We start from the raw sequence: 19,156 nt of genomic DNA on the forward strand, positions 1-19,156 counted from the left end.
TGCATAAAAAATACCTGATTTATATTATGATTTAAGATTATTTAATTGTTAGTGTTTGATACTGTTTTTTGATTGGTTTATGACGCTTTCATCCCTTACCTGTCGCTACGTCCCGAGGAAGGGGACTTCTCGCTTTTGAGTTAAAAAAGCAAACAAACAAAGCAACATTAAAATAATTTGAAAACAATCTACTGTTGTTGTTGTTTTTCAGGTGAATGTATGGTCAGAAAAGAAGGTCAGAACTGCAGGAATCTGAGGTTTCCTATTCATCCAACTCCTGAACAGGAAGCAAAGTTGGAAGAAACCATGCAAACCTGCAGAAGACTATGGAACGACCTTTTATCAACAAGAGTTGAACTGTTTGATGTATATGGACTATATCCGGATTCAAGACTACTCGAAAAGCAACTCAAATTCTTCGATTATACCAATAATATACATTCTCATGTTAGACTGAATGTGTTTGAAAGGGTACAACAGGCATACTTTAAGTTCCTTGCTGATATCAAGAATGGAAGACTTAGAGGACTCAAACCAAGAAAAGGAACTGTTGTCAAAAGAAAAGATGTGCCTGCAGGAAACTTTCCTTATTCAGTTTCAAATAATAAAGGTTCAAACTTCATCAAATATGATGGTATCCTCCCAAAAGGACATCCCAGATTCAAAGGCAAAGACGATTATCATAGTTTCACGTATAAACAATATAATTACGGTTGGACACTGACTGAAAATGGATTGTTCCTGTCAAAGATAACCAATAAAAACAACCTGATAAAGATCGATGTTGATCATAATCTGTTAAATGGTCAATTTAAGACGTGTACTATCAAAAAAGAAGGCAACAAATGGTTTGCTTTTATAACGATAGAAATTCCAGAATATCCTGAACCAATAGTACCAATCACTATGATAGGTATCTATCTTGGTCTTGAATCATTAATAGCAACCTCAGATGGAGAGTTCATCGAACCACCTGAATTGTTCAGAGAAGCAGAGAAAAGGTTAGCTATCGAACAAAGAAAACTTGAAAGAATGGAATATGGTTCCCAGAACTACTTTAAACAAAAGAGAAAAGTGAACAGAATTCACAGAAAAGTAGCTAAGGCAAGAAAACATTTTTCACATTGCTTAAGCAAGATGCTTGTCAGCAAGTACGACCTGATAGTATTTGAGGACCTGAAAATTAAAAATCTTGTCAAAAACTCAAGACTAGCCAAGTCTATTCATGATGCAGTATGGTCAAGGATTGTCCAGCACACAGAGTACAAGGCTGCTGAGAAGGGAAAGACAGTTGAAAAGGTTAATCCCAAGAATACTTCTCAGATATGTTCGGTATGCGGAAAAAAGAAAAAGACAAAACTAAAATTAGCAGATAGGGTTTTTGAGTGTGAGCATTGTAAATCTTCTTTAAACAGAGATATCAACGCTGCGGTCAACATCCTCAGGAAATCTAAAACATACAAGGATACCGTGAGGCTCGCGGGAATTAACGGCTGTGGAGTTGGAACCTCTACAATCAGTTATATAACTGGATTGCAAGTTCCGAAGATGAATCAGCAATTGCTTAACCTTGTCCAAGGTAGAGACTCCTTAAGGGTTCAATAGAACCCAACGACTTTAGTCGTTGGAGTAGTCAGTAACTTTGAAATCATTACCATGAATAATAATTTTGAAACTGCGTTAGCGGAATAAAACATGAATGACATAATTATATGGTTTTTGATACTTCTTTGTCTGATTCAGTCGGGTATCTTTTCCGGTCTGACCATCGGGATGTTCGGACTGAGTCGTCTTCGTCTTGAGATCGAAGCCGAGGCTAAAAATGAGAATGCCAGAAAAGTCCTGGCTCTGCGGCATAATTCGCACTTATTACTTTCAACTCTGTTGTGGGGTAATGTAGGGATAAATGTACTTCTGACCTTGCTCACGGATTCTGTACTGGCAGGTGCTTCAGCTTTTGTCTTCTCAACGGTATTTATAACAATCTTTGGTGAAATTGTACCTCAGGCATATTTTACAAGGAATTCATTAAGACTTGGGGCATCACTTTCACCGCTTGTCAGATTTTATATTACGATGCTGTATCCTGTTGCAAAACCATCAGCAATGTTACTTGATCTCTGGCTTGGGAAAGAGAAGATGGAATTTTTCAAGGAACGTTCACTCAGTATCATGCTTAAAAAACACATTATTTCCGAAAAGAGTGACATCGATTTTCTTGAAGGCCTCGGAGCCCTTAATTTTCTGTCAATAGATGACCTGCAGATAAAGCAGGAAGGTTCAGTGATAGATCCCCTCAGCATCATATCTTTGCCGACTTTTAACGGGCTTGTTATTTTTCCTTCTCCAGGCGATGCAGAATTTTCCGAACTTCTTGAAAAGATAGCTTCCAGCTCTAAGAAATGGGCTATAATACTGGATGAAACAGGTGGACCTGTAATGGCTATTGATTCAGGTTCATTCCTCAGGGATGCTATTTACAAGAAAGAAAATTTCAATCCTTATCGCTACTGTCATCATCCGATCATTATTAGTGATCCTGAAGAGAAAATTGGAAGTGTTCTTCATCGCCTGAAAGTTTATCCGGTAAATGCAGAAGATGACGTTATTGACGATGATCTGATACTTTACTGGAACAGGGACGACCCGGAAAAGATCATTATTACGGGTTCTGATATACTGGGAAGATTACTAAGAGGTATCGTCGTGAGGGTCGAATAGTAAAGGAAATTAAGGGACAATCTCTGTTTAACGGTATCTAGAGATACATATTACGATATCTTTATGAACTTCCATGTAAATAATATAATGTACCTTTGTGGGAGGTTATATTGTGAAAGAAAGTATTCTCAAAATTAAAGGTGAAGTGGATCTGCTTGTTGATAAGACAGGAGATGAAGCTGCAAAGATTTCCAGAGGTGCAAAGGATTCTGTCAGAACCATTGCTGAAGATATCAAGAGCATTGACCTTAACGAAGATGCAGAAAAGATATTAAAGGGAGTGGACGAGCTTGCAAAAAAGACCGGTGAAAGTGCAAAGACTCTTGCAGTTGATGTTGGTGAGCAGCTTGATGAACTGGCAGAGAAAGTAAATCTTGGAAAAAATTATGATAAGCTGAATGCTAAGGTAGATTCACTTATAGATGCAACCGGTGATGAAGCTGCCAGTATCACAGAAGACACCATGGATATAATCAAAAAGATCAGTGTTTCTGTGAAGTCAATAAACATAAAAGAAGATATGGAGGAAATATCTGATAAGATAAAGGATCTTGCAGAGGCTACGGGTAAGGAAGCAGAGGATCTTGCATCGGATATAAAGGTTAATATAAAGAAGATTACAAAGAAAGAGTAATCCTCTTTTTTAAATTTTGAGGAAGGGTGGTTGAATGGCAGTGCTACAGGATATTATAGATAATATTAATCTCTGGGTAACTGCCGGAGCAACTGTCCTGATAGTACTTTTTCTGCTATTGCTTATTAACGTTTTTTTCACTCTTCTAAGAACAAATCTGATGAAAAAAGCAAAGACCAAAAAACAACGCTCTAACATCAGAATATTTGGTCAGCTTTTCCGATACACCCTGTCATTGCTCGTTATTATATTTGCAATTCTTACATCTTCAGGTGCATGGTCCGGCTTTGGTGTATTCCTTGGTTTGCTTTCAGCAGCAATTGGTTTTGCTCTCCAGAAACCGATAACAGGTATCGCTGCCTGGATCATGGTGGTTACAAAAAGACCTTTTGATATCGGTGACAGAATAATCATAGGTGATGTGAAGGGCGATGTAGCCGATTTTAACCTTACCCATGTGCATGTTATGGAAATTGGAGGGATCATCGGGGATGAAGAGAACTCAGGCAGGTTGATCATGGTACCTAACTGGATGCTCTTTGAAAAGAATATAATCAACTATACTTCAAATAATGATTTCGTTCTTGACAGTGTTATTGTGAATGTTACCTATGAAAGCAACCTTGACCGTGCAATGGAGATAGCAGAACTTTCCGCAAGAAAATTCCTTGCAGGTGTCATAAGTACAAGTCCTGGAAATCCTAAGGTCAGGGTTGATTTTCAGGCAAGCGGTATAGATGTACAGGTAAAATATTTTTCACCTGCAAGACAACTACATGAATACTCCTCTAAGATAACAAAGGAGATCTTTGACAGGGTCAATGAACATGATGATGTTGAAATCGCCTATCCTCACACCGAGGTCGTCTTCAGGAAAAAGGCAACATAGTCCTTTTCTTAAGTTACCATTTGAAAAAGCGGCTTACAAATTGTGAATCTTTTCTGATGGAATACTTTCTCAGTTCGTCTACTCCAAGCAAGAGCAGGGCAAATGGTACAGCTATCAGTACATAGTGCAGGGATATTGTTGCTGTGTTGAATATAAGGTTTGCAAATGGGTTGTAGATTATGAATGCAAGTATCAACAGTTCACTGGCTATACCAAGAAGCACCATTCTGTTACTCAGAAAACCTTTGGTCAGCACAGACTGTCGCCTTGTCCTTGATGTAAATACATTTGCTATCTGGCATACAATAACGGCTGCGAAGAATGCTGTTATTGCCTGCATGTATATCAGATCCGAATATGGCAACTGCTGACCCCAGGTCCATCCTCCGTTAAAAAGGACTGCAAAGTAGCATGCAAATCCGGCTGCAGCTTCGATCGGTCCTTTGATACCATAGGATGTGAGAAGTACCTGTGGTGTCAGGAGTTTCTCGTCCTTTGAACGCGGAGGACGTTTCATTATGTCTCCTTCACCTTTTTCTACAGCAAGTGACAGGGCCGGGATTATATCCGTACCAAGGTCAATGGCAAGGATAAGCTGTACGTTCATTGGTAATGGAAGTGCCAGCAGCACAAAGGCAATGAATGGTAATATTTCAGGAATGTTACTTGTGAGAATATAGGCAATGAATTTCTTTATATTATCAAAAACGGTCCTGCCTTCTTCTATGGCATTGACTATGGTTGCAAAATTGTCATCCAGGAGCACCATATCTGCGGCTTCCCTTGCGACATCCGTTCCACTTCCCATGGCAACACCCATGTCTGCATTCTTCATGGCGGGAGCATCATTAACACCGTCTCCGGTCATTGTAACAATTTCTCCGGCTTCCTGGAAAGCACGTACGATCTTGAGTTTCTGTACAGGTGATGTACGGGCAAATACTATGCTCGGTGCTTTTAACCGTTGTGAGAGTTCTTCTGTTGAGAGCTCTTCTAATTCTGAACCGGTTATCAGTACAGGATCTGCATGATCGCTTGTCAGTCCAACAGTTGCAGCAATGGAACGTGCAGTTACAGGGTGATCTCCTGTTATCATAACTACTTTGATACCTGCAAGATGGCATTTGTTTATAGCTTCACTTGCCTCGGGGCGTGGAGGATCAACAGCACCTGCAAATCCCAGAAATACAAATCCATCTTCATACTCTTTGACACTGTCAGCTTTCCTGTAAGCAAATGAAAGAACCCTTTCTCCTCTTTTTGCCATTTCCAGATGCTCATCTTCAAGGTCCTTTTTTTCACTATCATCAAGTGCTTCTTCTTTTCCGTTCACAAGAATATGGCTACACATCTCAAGGATCACTTCAGGAGCACCTTTCAGGTATGCTTCCATAGTTCCTTCGGGTGTATTGCAGACCACTTGCATCCTCTGCTTTTTGGAATCAAATGGATATTCTGAAGCCCTTGGATAATCATTTTGCATTTTGTCGATATCAGTGAACTCACTGGCATAGACCAGAAGTGAACCTTCAGTTGGATCACCTTTGTACCCTGGTTTTTCTTCCGTGAGCCTTGAATTGTTACATATGGTAGCTACCTTCAAAAGCATCTCGGGGGGTTCTGCTTTATTTCCAACATCAAGCATACCGGAACCGGTATAGACTGAGTGGATAGCCATTTTGTTCTGGGTCAGGGTTCCTGTCTTATCGGTACAGATGACCGTTGTAGAACCAAGAGTTTCAACGGATTCCAGTTGTTTGATAAGGGCATTTCTTTTTGCCATTCTTTTGGATGCAAGGCTCAGTGCAAGTGTGACCGTTGGAAGCAGTCCTTCAGGTACGTTTGCGACGATGATCCCTATGGCAAAGATGAGGTTTGCAAGAAAAGTATCCTGTATCAGGAATCCGACAATAAAGAAGGATATTCCCAGAAAAATAGCGATTGCTGAAATGATCTTTATAAAATCGTTAAGTTCTCTGCGTATAGGTGTGTCAACAGAGGATGTCTGTTCGGTTAAAGCTGCAAGCTTACCTATCTGTGTATCTGATCCTGTTCCGAATACAACTGCTTTACCATTGCCGGTCTGTACCAGGGTTCCTGAGAAGACCATGTTCCTGCATTCAAGTATATTGGGATGTGTGCAGTCAAGTGATCGTAGTTGTGGTTCGGCTTCTCCTGTTATGGGTGAATTATCGACTTTCAGTGAATTCTCTTCGATAAGCCTTCCATCGGCTGGTATCTTATCTCCCTCTTCAAGGAATATTATGTCACCAACCACAATGTCAGTTGCAAGTATCTCAGTTATTTCTCCGTCTCTCAGGACTTTTGTTTTAGGAGGCATCAGGTTCTTGAAACTGGCCATTATCCTTTCGGCCTGATATTCCTGAATGAATGTAAAGGTCCCATTCAGTATAACTACTCCAAGCAGGGCTATTGCAATGAAAATGTTACCCTGTCCGGGGTCAAGCCATTCAGCTATGAATGATAATATCGAGCCGAATAACAGTAAAAGTGAAAAGAAATTCCTGTATTGTTTGAAGTATCTGACTAAGAGGCTTTGTTTTCCGGTTTCTTCAAAAACGTTCCTTCCACAGATACCTATTCTGCGCTTTACTTCTTCAGAGGACAAACCTTCGGTTGTTGCATTTAGCCTTTTGAGCATCTCATCCAGCGAAATGCTATGTTCATCACCAAGGGTTTTGCATCGGAAGTCCCTTTCTTCTGACACACTCATCTACCACTCCATTAATGTTAAGGGATTAACGAATAAAATACTTGTGATTGTATGTATTATTTTAAAGGGGGATTACTGGAAAGAAGTGTAAATATTCCAGATACCCACTGCTACGAAATTCACGGCCATGGCTGCCAGCAACAGTCCCATGAGTCTTGTGAATACAAGCATTCCTGTATATCCCAGGAACTTATAGATTCTTCTTGAGAAATGGAAGAATACCCATGTGATCGCAAATGTGAGTATGATAGCAAGCATGACGATCATGTTCTGGAATATTGACAGTGCACTTCCCATAAGCACTATTATGGTTGTTATTGTACCGGGTCCTGTCAAGAGTGGAAGGGCGATTGGAAATATCCAGATGTCGCTACGGTCCATTGATTTATCTATTTCCTTTTCCGTGATACTTTCACGGGAGACCTTTGCCAGTATCATATCAAAAGCTACGACAAAAAGAAGTATTCCACCGGCAACTCTTAGTGAATCAATACTTATTCCGAAGAAATTAAGTATCATTTTTCCGGTCAATGCAAAAATAAAGGCAATTATACATGCAAGAACAACTGATTTAGTAGCCACTTCATTTTTTTCATCCCGTGTCATATCACTCGTTAGTGAAACAAAAGTTACGACTCCACCAACCGGACTGACAATTGCAAACAGAGTACTGAATGCATATATTAAAAAAGCAATATTTTCCGTCTTTTATCCTCCTGTCCTGTACTCCTTAGCTCTTTTTCAGAAATAGATAAGAGTTACGGTTATTGTGGCTCTATACTGTTTTTGAGACTGTGCGCAAGTCCTGTAAGGTTGACATATGAAGGTAAAATGTGGAATTAGTTTACTATCATTTATATACTGGTTTACATTATTTGCTGTTATTTTGTTACACATTCGCAAAATACGTTAACAGCTATTATATTTTTGCGATACATTCATATACTAGTTATTATAAAAACACAAATTGTCAGGGGATTATTACTCTGACGTATTTGCGGATGTGGGTCAGTTTAAATCCATCTAACTACCTCCTTCAAACTTACCACATCCACTTTCCATAGTTGCCCTGGCTTTGCCAGGGTTACTTCCTTCTTATCTCAAATCACTATACATTTATATTGCCTGAGCTATGGGTTTACAATGTGGTTTACATATAATGGTTTACAATTAAATTCTTAAATGTAAATAAATCAACAAGTAATGTTATTCCAGTAGTTCAGGATCGTTCCTGTCTCCAAGTCTGACTGGTAATTCAAAAGAGAATGTGCTACCCTTTCCTGGTTCGCTCTCAACCCATATTCTGCCACCGTGCAATTCAATAAGCTCTTTTACAAGCGCCAGTCCAAGTCCTGTACCTTCATATCTTCTGGACATAGAAGCATCTATCTGGCTGAAGGGTTTGAAAAGTTTTTTCTGGTCTTCCGGCGAAATTCCGATTCCGGTGTCGGTAATTGAGATGATGACCTTTTCATCGTCGCCACTAACCTCTATGTGCACCTGCCCACCATCGTCTGTGAATTTGATGGCATTCCCAATGATATTATATAATATCTGTTTCAGTTTAGACCTGTCAGCACTGATTGCCGGCACATCTTCAGAGATACTCACATTAACACTTATGTTCTTACGGCCTGCAAGGCTCTCTGTAATGGTTACAATTTCGTTGACTGATTTTTTCACATCTACAATGTCAGTGTATAGTTCCATCTTCCCTGCTTCTATCTTTGATATATCAAGAATATCGTTTATAAGATTCAAAAGGTGACGGCCACTGTGGGAAATGTGTTCAATATAATGTCTCTGCTTATCCACAAGTTCTCCTGCCAGACCGTCAAGCATGATGTCAGAGAATCCGATTATAGAATTAAGAGGCGTACGAAGTTCATGACTCATGGTTGCAAGAAATTCGCTCTTGGTACGACTTGCAGTCTCTGCTTCTATCTTTGCCTGTATCATATCCTTTTCGGCTTTAATTCTATCAGTGATATCCCTTCCTACAGCCTGTATTATATTTTTCTGAGCGTCTATAACTGATCCACTCACATCCAGATGGATTATGCTACCATCCGGCCTGAACATCCTTGTTTCATTACGCCAGTATTTTTTTTCTTTTAGCATTCCGAGTGCTGCAATGGTACTTTCCCTATCCTCAGGTAGTATCATGTCCATTATGTTCATTTGCATAAGTTCTTCTTCAGGACATCTGAACATGATAGAGGCTTTTTCATTTATGTCCAGTACATTTCCTGAAGTATCATGTATAACAACAGCATCGTTTGATTTTTCAAACAGGCTTCTGTATTTTGATTCATTGAGTTTCAATTCTTTTTCAGCTTTTTTGCGTTCAGTTATGTCCCTGATAATCACCTGGGATACATTATCCTGACCTTCTAAATATTTTGCACTAACATCTACGTCAATTATATTGTTCTTGAACGTAATAGCTTTGAAATCAAATTTATCAATCTCTCCCTTTCGGAACAATTCAAGTTTCCTCAGGGCTTCTCTTTGCATATCAGGAGGGACCAGATCTATAATATTCACGCCGTGCAGGTCTTCTTCAGTGCACTCAAAAATCTCAAGGGCCCTGTTGTTTACTTCATATATCATTCCACCATATCTCAACAATAATATTGCATCATTTGATTGTTCAAAAAGTGACCTGTATTTTTGCTCATTATGTTTTAATTCTTCTTCGGCATTTTTGCGCCTTGTGATATTCTCTGCAAAAAGTACAATACCACCAATCTTTCCGTCGCCTGTTTTCCAGGGTCTTGCTTCCCAGTGTATCCATTGTCCACTTCCATCATTCAGTTTGAAATAATCTTCATTTTTGACAATGATCTCTCCCTGAAGAGCACGTTGATGTATTCTTTTCCATTCATCACTGATATGTGGAAGCACTTCATAATGAGACTTTCCGATTATATCCTGATCCTCCAGTCCCAGATCACTGAGCCAGCGATTGCTAACTGCTATGTATCTAATGTTTTTATCGAGCATTGCCAGTGAAGCCGGGGCGTGTTCTATGAAAAGTTTCAGAAGTTCCTCATTTTCAATAAGTTTTTTCTCAGCTTCTTTGCGCTCTGTTACATCCTGAATGGTACCATATAATCTAACAACTTTATTATTCTCTATTATCGGTTTTCCAATAGCTCTGATCCATTTATGATTTCCTCTCTCTGAGATAAGTTCAAGTTCAATGTCATATGGTTCATATTTCTTTATGGCATTATTGAGAGCCTTTTCAAGTTTCTCTCTTGAATCCGGAGGGTAACGTTCCATGGCTTTTTCAAAGCTATCTACCTGATCAGTTTCGTGTATTGTGAATATTTCGTCTGTCCATGTAGCTTTATTAGAATTGAGATCAAATTCCCATCCACCAATCTTACCAATCCGACCGACTTCATTCAGGAGCACTTCATTTTCTTTAAGAGCCTTTTCCGCATTCTTACGCTCTGTTATGTCCCTGAATTCTACTACCCTTACACGCTTTCCTTTGTAAGGTATATTCTTTGCTTCCAGTCTAAGAGGATATTCACTCCCATCTTTACGCTTTCCAACCGCTTCATATGGTTTATCATAGCCTGCAAGGATATTGGACATAACCATGTCTCTGTGGCTTTCAGCTATTAGCAAAAGTCCATCCATTCCAATGAGTTCTTCATGTGAGTAGCCGGTTATCTCAGAAAGACCCAGATTACAATCAATTATTTTTCCTTTATCATGGATGGTTATACCACCAAAAGATGTATTGTGAAGTGCTTTGAAACGTTCTTCACTTTCCTTTAGTGCAATTTCGGCTTTTTTATTCTCTGTGATATCTTCTGAGAAGATAATAATTCCACCAATTGAACCATTGGCATCTTTCCATGGTCTGACTTCCCAACGAGACCACATTGTACTTCCATCAGGTAGTTCTATAAAATCTTCTTCTTTACGGACAATTTCCCCTTTGAGGGCACGCTTATGTGCTTCTCTAATTTCTTCTCCTACATTAAGGTGTGTTTCATAATGTGGGAGGCCAATAATATCCTGGCCATCAAGGTGGGAGTTCTCAAGCCATTTGTGAGTAACAGCTATATTTCGCATGTTGCGATCCAGCATTATTAGTGCTACCGGTGAATGTTCTATGAGCAATTTTAGTTTTTCCTCATTTTCAATCACCTTGTTCTCAGCAAGCTTGCGGTCAGTCACATTTGTTGTTGTTCCTGACATCAGGTAATTGCCATCTTCAAGAAGTTTTGCAGATCCAAGACTATTCATCCATACAATTTTCCCATTGTCAGATACTACCCTGTAATCTACTGATATAGGGGTACCGGGATTTTCAAAGCCCAATTTAAGTTTTTTCTGAACTTCAGAGAGGTCTTCTTCATGAATGTGCGTAAAATAAGTGTTCCAGTCGTTTCCTATAGTTCCTTTAGAAAATCCTGTTACATCATCAAGGGACTTGGATACATATGTTTCAAGTACATTTCCCTGTGGGTCAAATTTCGCTTTCCATATAATTGATTTCAGGGAGCTTATTATATTTTCATATTCTTCTTCTCTTTCAAGCAATAGCTTTTCCGCTTCCTTACGTTCAAGGATATTTGCTATCATACTGCCTGCTATTTTCAACGCAAAGAGTTGTTTTTCATCCCAACTTCTGGTAATACGTTCAGAGTCAACTGATATAAATCCTTTAAAAATTCCATCTCTGGAAAGAGGAATCATTGCCATTGACTTTAGATTCATGCCTTGCAAAAATTCCTTGAGTTTTTTCTTTTCACTTGAAATTTTACTGACATCAGGGATGCTTAAAATCTTCAGTTTCTTGAGATACTCAAAGTCTATTTTCCGTGTATCTATTTTTGCATTTATTGGTATTTTGGAAATAATCCCGTCAACATGCCATTCGTATGCTTTTTTGATATAATCTGTATTATCGTCTATATTAAAAAGGGTAATACGGTCACACGCTATGAATTCTGCCAGTTCCCGAAGTGTTACATTAATATCGTGATCTATGCTCTGAAATTTACTGTTGATAAAACGACTGGATATTTTAGAGATAAGTTCATCCTTGCGCCTGTTATATTCTATCTCAGAGGATGTATCCTTTTCAGTTGTAAGGTCTTCAATAATGGCGTGGCACCCATAGACATCACCGTTGTCATCTTTTCGTGGAAAAGCTCTGAAACTTAAGAAAAGCTCTTTATCCCATTTTGATCTGTAAGGTGCTTCTATCGATGCATTTTTTCCTGTTCTGATTACTTCTTCAATAGTTTCTGCTATTCCCGATTCTACAAGAGGGGGGAAAGTTAGCATGTTGATCTTCTTTGTAGCTTCAGCTGAAGGGGAACCAAGGATTATTAAAAGAAAATCATTTACGGAAGTGATATTTCCTTTCGTATCACACGAAAGTATTCCAAGGGGCAATTCATCAACAATATTCTTGAAGTCTTCCTGACCACAATCTTTTATGGAATGGTTAATTGTGCCCTTACTGTCTTTCTCTGTCATCTTCGTAAAATGATGTCTTGAAGTAAGTCTTTGTAATCAAGCTTATTGCTAATTTGTATAAATCAGTATTTATATTTTGTTGAACAATTTGCTATTCTTCTCTGAACAGTATCAATATTAATAGTGTGACAATCAACTTCTTATGCCTGGAATACTTAATATTTATTGGAGTGCGGGCAGATTAATTCTTTTTTATTCTGTCCTTTAGTTCATGCTCTTAGAGAGTGCACTTCTTAAAGGTGAATTCTATGGATGAGAAAAAAGACATGAAAAAACATCTTGAAGCACAGTTCAAGGATATGAAGGACTATATCTCCAGGAATATTAAGGACCTGGAGCTGGAAAAGGAATTTGATAAACAGGTAAAGGATATCAATGAATATCTTGATAGCAGTATGAAGAAAATAAAAGCAAATGTGGGAGAGAAAACTATGTCGGACTCTGGGAGTTTCAGTATGCCTCTTATAGGGGACAATGCACCGTCTTTTACAGCTGTGACAACAAACGGAGAAATCAATTTCCCGAAAGATTACAAGGGGAAGTGGGTAATTTTGTTCAGTCATCCTGCTGATTTTACACCTGTATGTACAACTGAATTTATGACATTTGCAAGCATGCAGGAAGAATTCAGGGAACTGAACACAGAACTTATCGGACTCTCCATTGATAGTATCTATGCACACATTGCATGGCTGCGCACAATCAAAGAGAAGATCGAATACAAGGGCATGAAGGACGTTGAAGTTACATTCCCTGTCATTGAAGACCTCAAGATGGAAGTTGCAAAGAAGTTTGGAATGCTGCAACCTAACGCATCAGATACTCAGGCCGTCAGAGCAGTTTTCATTATGGACCCTAAAGCAAAGATAAGAGCAATTCTCTATTATCCATTGTCCAACGGAAGGAATATGGATGAGATAAAAAGACTTCTTCTTGCAATGCAGAAATCAGATGCAGAGAATATTGCAACACCTGCAAACTGGCAGCCAGGAGATGACGTGATCATCCCGCCACCTGGATCATGTGGAACTGCAAAAGAAAGGGTAGAGACCCAAGAAGAAGGCAAGTACTGCCTTGACTGGTTCATGTGCTTAAGAAAAGATTCTTAAAGAAAAGAAATCCAAAAAGGACTCTTAGAAGTCCTTTTTTTACTTATATTCAATCTGAAGTCCACAACCCACTTCTTTCAGATCACAGACTTTGGCTAATTCTATTTTAGATCCAAGGTCCGTACAGTGGCAGGCATGTACTTCCTTTACATTAAGATCCCGGAAATAATCTACAGTTCCTCTCATCTTTATATCAGGAGGGTTCTGCAAATGAAAACCTCCAATAATATCAACTATCTTATCTTCGTTGCAGACTTCTTTTGCATATTCAATTATATTACAAATGCCTGAATGCGAACAACCCGTAACAATAACAAGACCATTTTCTGTTTTTATGGCAAGCGCTGTATCGTCTAATATTTCATCATCTGTTTGTTTTCCGTCAATAATGATCTTGCTTTCAAGTGGGTCATGCTCAAAATCAAATCGACGGGGAATTTCACCAAGGAATACAGCGTTCTCTGTTATCCATAAAGGTTCGCTGCTCAGCCGCAGGCTGAAAAACTTTGATAGTTTGTCGGTAGAAAGAAGGGTTCCAATTTCCTGCAGTCCGCAATATGTTCTGCTGTTGAATATCAAAGGGTGTGCGATAAGGTCCGGTTCCGAATGATCCATACCTTCTATCTGTGCTTCGGTGTATAGTTTGATAAGAGGATCAAGTCCCCATGTGTGATCAAGGTGCGCATGGGACAGAACGACGTGATCAATGTCAAGAAGATTGATATTCAGTTTTTGTGCATTACGGATAAATGCATCTGAATAGCCTGTATCAAAGAGTAGTTTCTTATCATCAGCTTCAATAAAATAGGAAACGCCCGGTTCTCCCAGTAAGTAGCGGTCTATCAGAGTATTGTTATCTATGAGTACGGTTAATTTCATAGATAAAAATGAATCTGAAAGGATAAAAAAGTTCTATTTTGGGAAAAAAGTGAGCTATATCACCTGTTCTTTTCTTCTTCAAGTGCCTTGCTGACAATCTTCATGGCGCAAAGATCACCGCACATTGAACAGGCTTCACTGCCTGTGTTCCTGCTGTCTCGTATCTTCTTTGCCTTCTCACCATCTATTGCAAGTTCGAATTGAGTGTCCCAGTCAAGATTCTTACGTGCATGTGCCATTTTGTCATCAACAGCTCTTGCTTTTTCTTTCTGACCTTCCTTTGTAAGGTCGGCAGCATGGGCTGCAATCTTTGTGACAATGGTTCCTTCACGGATGTCATCTGCAGTTGGAAGTGCGAGGTGTTCTGCCGGTGTTGTCATGCAAAGGAAATCTGTTCCGCACATGCCTGCAAATGTTCCACCGATAGCTCCTGTTATGTGGTCGTATCCGGGTGCTATGTCAGTGACAAGCGGGCCAAGAAGGTAGAGTGGTGCATTGTGGCAGAGATTTTTCATTCCCTTCACACTGAGCTCTACTTCATCTAATGGAACATGTCCGGGTCCTTCAACAAAACACTGAATATTTGCTTCTTTTGTTCTCTTAACAAGTTCACCAAGGGTTATGAATTCCATGAATGAAGGTCCGTCAGAAGCATCGTGGATACATCCGGGTCTCATACCATCTCCAAGGCTGATTGCCATGTCATATTCATAGGCAATTTCCATGAGGTAATCGTATTCTGAATAGAATGGATTATCTTCTCCGTTATGCAGCATCCATGCAAGTGTGAATGAGCCACCACGGCTGACAATGTCAGTTATCCTGTCTCCGTGTTTTATTCTCTTCAGAGCATCCTGGTTCACAGCAGCATGTATGGTGACAAAATCAATACCATCCTTTGCATGTTTGCGTACTGCATTGAACATGTCATCGGATGTCATATCTACAACAGCTTTCTGTGAGGCTGCTGCCTGATAGATCGGTACGGAACCAATGGGGATGTTCACTGCATCCATTATATTTTTCCTTATCAGGTCAAGATCTCCGCCGGTTGAGAGGTCCATGAGTGCATCTGCACCGAATGTTTCCGCTGTTTTTGCTTTCTCAACTTCTTCATCGATGTTGATATAATCCCGGGAAGTTCCGATATTAGCGTTTACTTTAGTACTGAGGTATTTTCCTATACCTATGACCCTGCATTCCCTTACAGGGTTGTTCGGGATACTGATGGTCCCGTTGGCAACACATGAACAGATGGTCTTTACATCAATGCCTTCGTCCCTGGCAACTGCTTCCATCTGGGGTGTGATCCTGCCTTTTTTAGCATCTTCCATTAGTGTCATTGTATCTCCTGCATGCAGTGTCTTTTAGGTGCAGATACATTGTAGGGGCATATATATGTTTCACAGGACTTATGGAATATTGTTACAATATTACTTTCACCCCGCAAGCTCAATTTTTATCTATAATCAGGACATAGGGTTGCAGCATGTCTATAGTCGTATTCACGGAAAAAAATAAGGCAGCTTCCCAGATAGCAGGTATTTTAAGCGAAGGACACTACAATCGTGCCTCTGTTGGTGGGATTCCTGTATACGACTTTAAAATGGAAGGAAAGGAATGGAGGATAATGGGTCTTGCAGGTCATATTATGGGCTATGATTTCCCTGAACAGTTCAACAACTGGCGTGAATGTGACCCTGCAGTCCTGCTGGATACTCCTCCTGTAAAAAACGTCACAAAAAAACCTTATGCTGCTGCTATTTCTCTTCTTGCAAGCGGTGCCGAGGAAGTTGTTCTTGCATGTGACTTTGACAGGGAGGGGGAGAATATTGGTTTTGAAGCCAAGGAAATTTCCGAAAGGGTAGCTTCCCTTCCGGTAAAAAGAGCTCGTTTCTCATCCCTTTCCTCAAGTGAGATCAAAAAAGCATTTTCCAATCTTGTTGAACCGGACTACAACATGGCAATGTCGGCTGAAGCACGTCAGATACTTGATCTGAAGATGGGTGCGGCATTTACTCGTTTCATGACATTGTCAGTAAGGGAGAAAGCCCGCACTAAAGGTGTTATCTCAATTGGTCCGTGCCAGACCCCCACATGTGGATTCGTCTATGAGAGGGAGAAACTCATAAAGAACTTCAAGCCAAAGGACTTCTGGAAAATCGAGGCTCTTTTCAATTCAAAAGGTGCGGATTTCACTGGTGTGCACAGGGCGGGGAATATTCATGAAAAGGAAAAGGCTGACGAGATCTTCGCTCGTATCAAGGATTGTAAGATTGGTGTTGTAGACAAGAAAAGTGTCAAAGAAGCGCGTACAAATCCTCCCTATCCGCTTAATACAACTGAGTTTCTGAAACGCTCTTCCAAATATCTGGGCGTCAGTCCTGAGGAGGCACTTGAGACTGCAGAGCAGCTTTATCTTTCAGGATTTACCAGTTATCCGAGAACTGAAACTAATAAATACGCTGACGATTTTGATTTCAAGTCCAAGCTTGTTGCGTTTTCTTCAGGATTCTATCAAAAATATGCATTGGCTATCATCTCTGCAGGTGAGATAAAATGCAGAAACGGAACAAAGGACGGACATGATCACCCTCCAATTCATCCTATAAAGGCAGCTTCAAAGGGTGATATCGAAAAGAGTGTAAGAATGCCTAATGCGTGGAAGGTTTACGACCTGATAGTCAGGCATTTCCTTGCAAATCTTATGCAACCTGCAATATTTGAGAAAACAAGAATGGAGATACTTGTTGGTGGGGAGATATTTGATGTAAAGGGTTCAATTCTTAAAAGTGAAGGGTGGCTTGATGTTTATCCATTTGAGACTAAAAATGACAAGTTATTGCCATTCATTGAGGAAAAGGATGAGGTTGACGTAAAAAAGCTCAGTAACGTCAAATCCGAGACGAAACCTCCCAAAAGGCTTACTGAAGCAGAATTATTGACCCTCATGGATAAAAATGGTATTGGTACAAAGGCAACTGCTCCCAGTCATATTGAAACCAATAAGAAAAGAGGCTATTTTGAAACCAAGGGCAAGACCATTGCGATTCTTGATACAGGTTTCACTCTTATGGATACTCTGGATGCCACGGTGCCAATTCTCGTACAGCCTGAGATAAGGGCGCGTATAGAATCTCTTATTCAGGATGTAGAGGATGGCAAAAAATCACTTGAAAGTGCCCTTGATGAAGGAACTTTACTTATCAAAAAAATGTATTCACAGCTTACATCAAGCAAGGAGGCAATTGCTGCAAGAATGGCAGGTACTATTGTTGATGAACAGGTTGCAACTGATAAAAAGAACTTTGTTGGTACATGTCCCGAATGCGGAAGAATGCTTCACATGATCAAGACTGACAAGGGGCGCTTTGTTGGTTGTACAGGTTATCCTGGATGCAAGAATACTTACCCTCTTCCAAAAGCAGGTACACTTACTGTTCTTCGTTCTCAACAGTGCGAAAAGGGTGGTGTTGCAGTCCTTAAGGTTGGTAAAAAGTATAATTGGTCCGTAGGTATTGGTCCGTGTTTCACCTGCGAACTGGAAAAAAAATGTTTTCCTCCTGAGATCGTAGGTCCCTGCCCGGTTTGTGACGGTTCGATGTTCCTGATAACTACAAAAGATTCCCGTTTCTTAGGATGCACTAACAGATGCGGGCACACGCAGTCTGTGCCTAAATCAGGTAGACTTACTATTCTTGACAGGTTGTGTGAGCATTGTGGGTGGCACGTACTCCGTGTGAAAGAACAAAAACAGGATGCTAAGGAGTTTTGTGCTAACAGGAAATGTCCGGGGAAGAAGTAGTCTTTAATGATTAATCAATCATATTTGGTCTATCGTTAAATCAGTTTTTATTGATTTACTTCCAAAATTGAAAAAACCTTATATATTATAAAATCCCTCTAAGGACCTAGAGACGAATTGCAGACCTATTTCCTGATCATAATCCACAAAAAATGGGTCTAGCCGATCTACTACCTCCAACATACCTCCAAATAACCGCAATTCGTCTCATCAAACCTTTTTTCTATAATATTTCTTGATATTTTCAGAATGTTTTTCCGTATTTTTCACTATATGCTATATCTTTGATTTCTTTTCTGGGCTTAACTTTTCCATCTTCTGCAGGTTTACCTATTGCAAGTACTGCCATAAGTTCCATAGAATCAGGACAATTGAGAATCAAGTTAACTTTCTCTTCGTTGTTTAATATCTCTCCAAGCCAGACTGCTCCGAGGCCAAGGCCGCAACATGCAAGCAGCATATTCTGAATGGCTGCACCGATTGCCTGTATGTCCTTGGTCTTGTTGTACATTGTCTCTGTATCAAGATATACTGCAATAAGCAGCGGTGCATTTTGTACTATTGCTGAATAATGTGTGCAGCCTGCCAGTTCTTCCATGGTCGTTTTATCTTTGATGACTATGAATTTCCATGGCTGGTTGTTCAGGCCTGAAGGTGCCCATCTGGCTGCTTCAAGGATAGTTTTTATATCTTCGTCTTTAACTGGTTCGTCTGTGTATTTTCTGATACTTCTTCTTGAAAGGATAGTGTCAATTACTTCTGGCATGTCCATACCTCCGGGTGAACTCCTCCTCCCTGCCAGCCTTCGGCTGTCGAGGAAGGAGCTTCCTACGAGTGTAAGTCTCATTTCGTTATCATTCTGTTGGGAATGATT

12 protein-coding genes are annotated in these 19,156 nt (G+C 39.9%); 6 read left to right on the forward strand and 6 right to left on the reverse strand.

What is annotated here, in order from left to right; genetic code table 11:
• Positions 1–219: 219 nt before the first annotated feature.
• The 4 genes from J2746_RS14360 to J2746_RS14375 all read left to right on the forward strand — a co-directional run bounded on the left by J2746_RS14360 (position 220) and on the right by J2746_RS14375 (position 4,244).
• Positions 220–1,605 (forward strand): RNA-guided endonuclease InsQ/TnpB family protein, encoded by a 1,386-nt coding sequence (locus tag J2746_RS14360; RefSeq protein ID WP_209622690.1) that lies wholly within the window; start codon positions 220–222, stop codon positions 1,603–1,605.
• A 90-nt stretch (positions 1,606–1,695) separates the two neighbouring features.
• Entirely contained in the window at positions 1,696–2,721 is a 1,026-nt protein-coding gene (locus tag J2746_RS14365) for a DUF21 domain-containing protein (protein ID WP_209622705.1), read from the forward strand.
• 112 nt (positions 2,722–2,833) lie between these two features.
• On the forward strand, positions 2,834–3,355 hold the full coding sequence (locus tag J2746_RS14370) for a hypothetical protein (protein ID WP_209622709.1): 522 nt from the start codon (positions 2,834–2,836) through the stop codon (positions 3,353–3,355).
• Between the two features lie 34 nt (positions 3,356–3,389).
• Positions 3,390–4,244, forward strand: a complete 855-nt coding sequence (locus J2746_RS14375) for a mechanosensitive ion channel family protein (RefSeq protein WP_209622711.1) — start codon at positions 3,390–3,392, stop codon at positions 4,242–4,244.
• Between the two features lie 13 nt (positions 4,245–4,257).
• Here the strand turns inward: J2746_RS14375 and J2746_RS14380 are convergent, their stop codons facing one another.
• From J2746_RS14380 to J2746_RS14390, 3 genes are all read right to left on the reverse strand, one after another.
• Positions 4,258–6,978 (reverse strand): cation-translocating P-type ATPase, encoded by a 2,721-nt coding sequence (locus tag J2746_RS14380; RefSeq protein WP_209622712.1) that lies wholly within the window; start codon positions 6,976–6,978, stop codon positions 4,258–4,260.
• Positions 6,979–7,050: 72 nt separating this feature from the next.
• Positions 7,051–7,674 (reverse strand): MarC family protein, encoded by a 624-nt coding sequence (locus J2746_RS14385; protein WP_209622721.1) that lies wholly within the window; start codon positions 7,672–7,674, stop codon positions 7,051–7,053.
• Between the two features lie 510 nt (positions 7,675–8,184).
• A complete protein-coding gene (locus J2746_RS14390; protein ID WP_209622714.1) occupies positions 8,185–12,489 on the reverse strand; it encodes a PAS domain S-box protein in 4,305 nt (1,434 codons plus the stop codon).
• Positions 12,490–12,944: 455 nt separating this feature from the next.
• Between J2746_RS14390 and J2746_RS14395 the strand changes: the two genes are divergently transcribed.
• Positions 12,945–13,598 carry a peroxiredoxin gene (locus J2746_RS14395; protein WP_209622724.1) on the forward strand — a complete coding sequence of 218 codons (654 nt, stop codon included), beginning with the start codon at positions 12,945–12,947 and terminating at the stop codon, positions 13,596–13,598.
• A 39-nt stretch (positions 13,599–13,637) separates the two neighbouring features.
• On the opposite strand, the gene J2746_RS14400 is transcribed toward J2746_RS14395, so the two are convergent.
• Together J2746_RS14400 and thiC are read right to left on the reverse strand one after the other, a co-directional pair.
• Entirely contained in the window at positions 13,638–14,477 is an 840-nt protein-coding gene (locus J2746_RS14400) for an MBL fold metallo-hydrolase (protein ID WP_209622716.1), read from the reverse strand.
• A gap of 59 nt (positions 14,478–14,536) precedes the next feature.
• Positions 14,537–15,820, reverse strand: coding sequence for a phosphomethylpyrimidine synthase ThiC (thiC, locus tag J2746_RS14405; RefSeq protein ID WP_209622718.1), 1,284 nt, complete (start codon positions 15,818–15,820; stop codon positions 14,537–14,539).
• A gap of 146 nt (positions 15,821–15,966) precedes the next feature.
• Here thiC and J2746_RS14410 point away from each other — a divergent pair, with 146 nt between their 5' ends.
• Positions 15,967–18,282 (forward strand): DNA topoisomerase I, encoded by a 2,316-nt coding sequence (locus J2746_RS14410; protein WP_209622720.1) that lies wholly within the window; start codon positions 15,967–15,969, stop codon positions 18,280–18,282.
• Positions 18,283–18,526: 244 nt separating this feature from the next.
• Here the strand turns inward: J2746_RS14410 and J2746_RS14415 are convergent.
• Positions 18,527–19,156 (reverse strand): nitroreductase family protein (locus J2746_RS14415; RefSeq protein WP_342451854.1); only part of this gene is annotated, 630 nt, incomplete at its 5' end.

The organism is Methanolobus bombayensis (genome assembly GCF_017873415.1).
GTDB classification, from domain to species: domain Archaea; phylum Halobacteriota; class Methanosarcinia; order Methanosarcinales; family Methanosarcinaceae; genus Methanolobus; species Methanolobus bombayensis.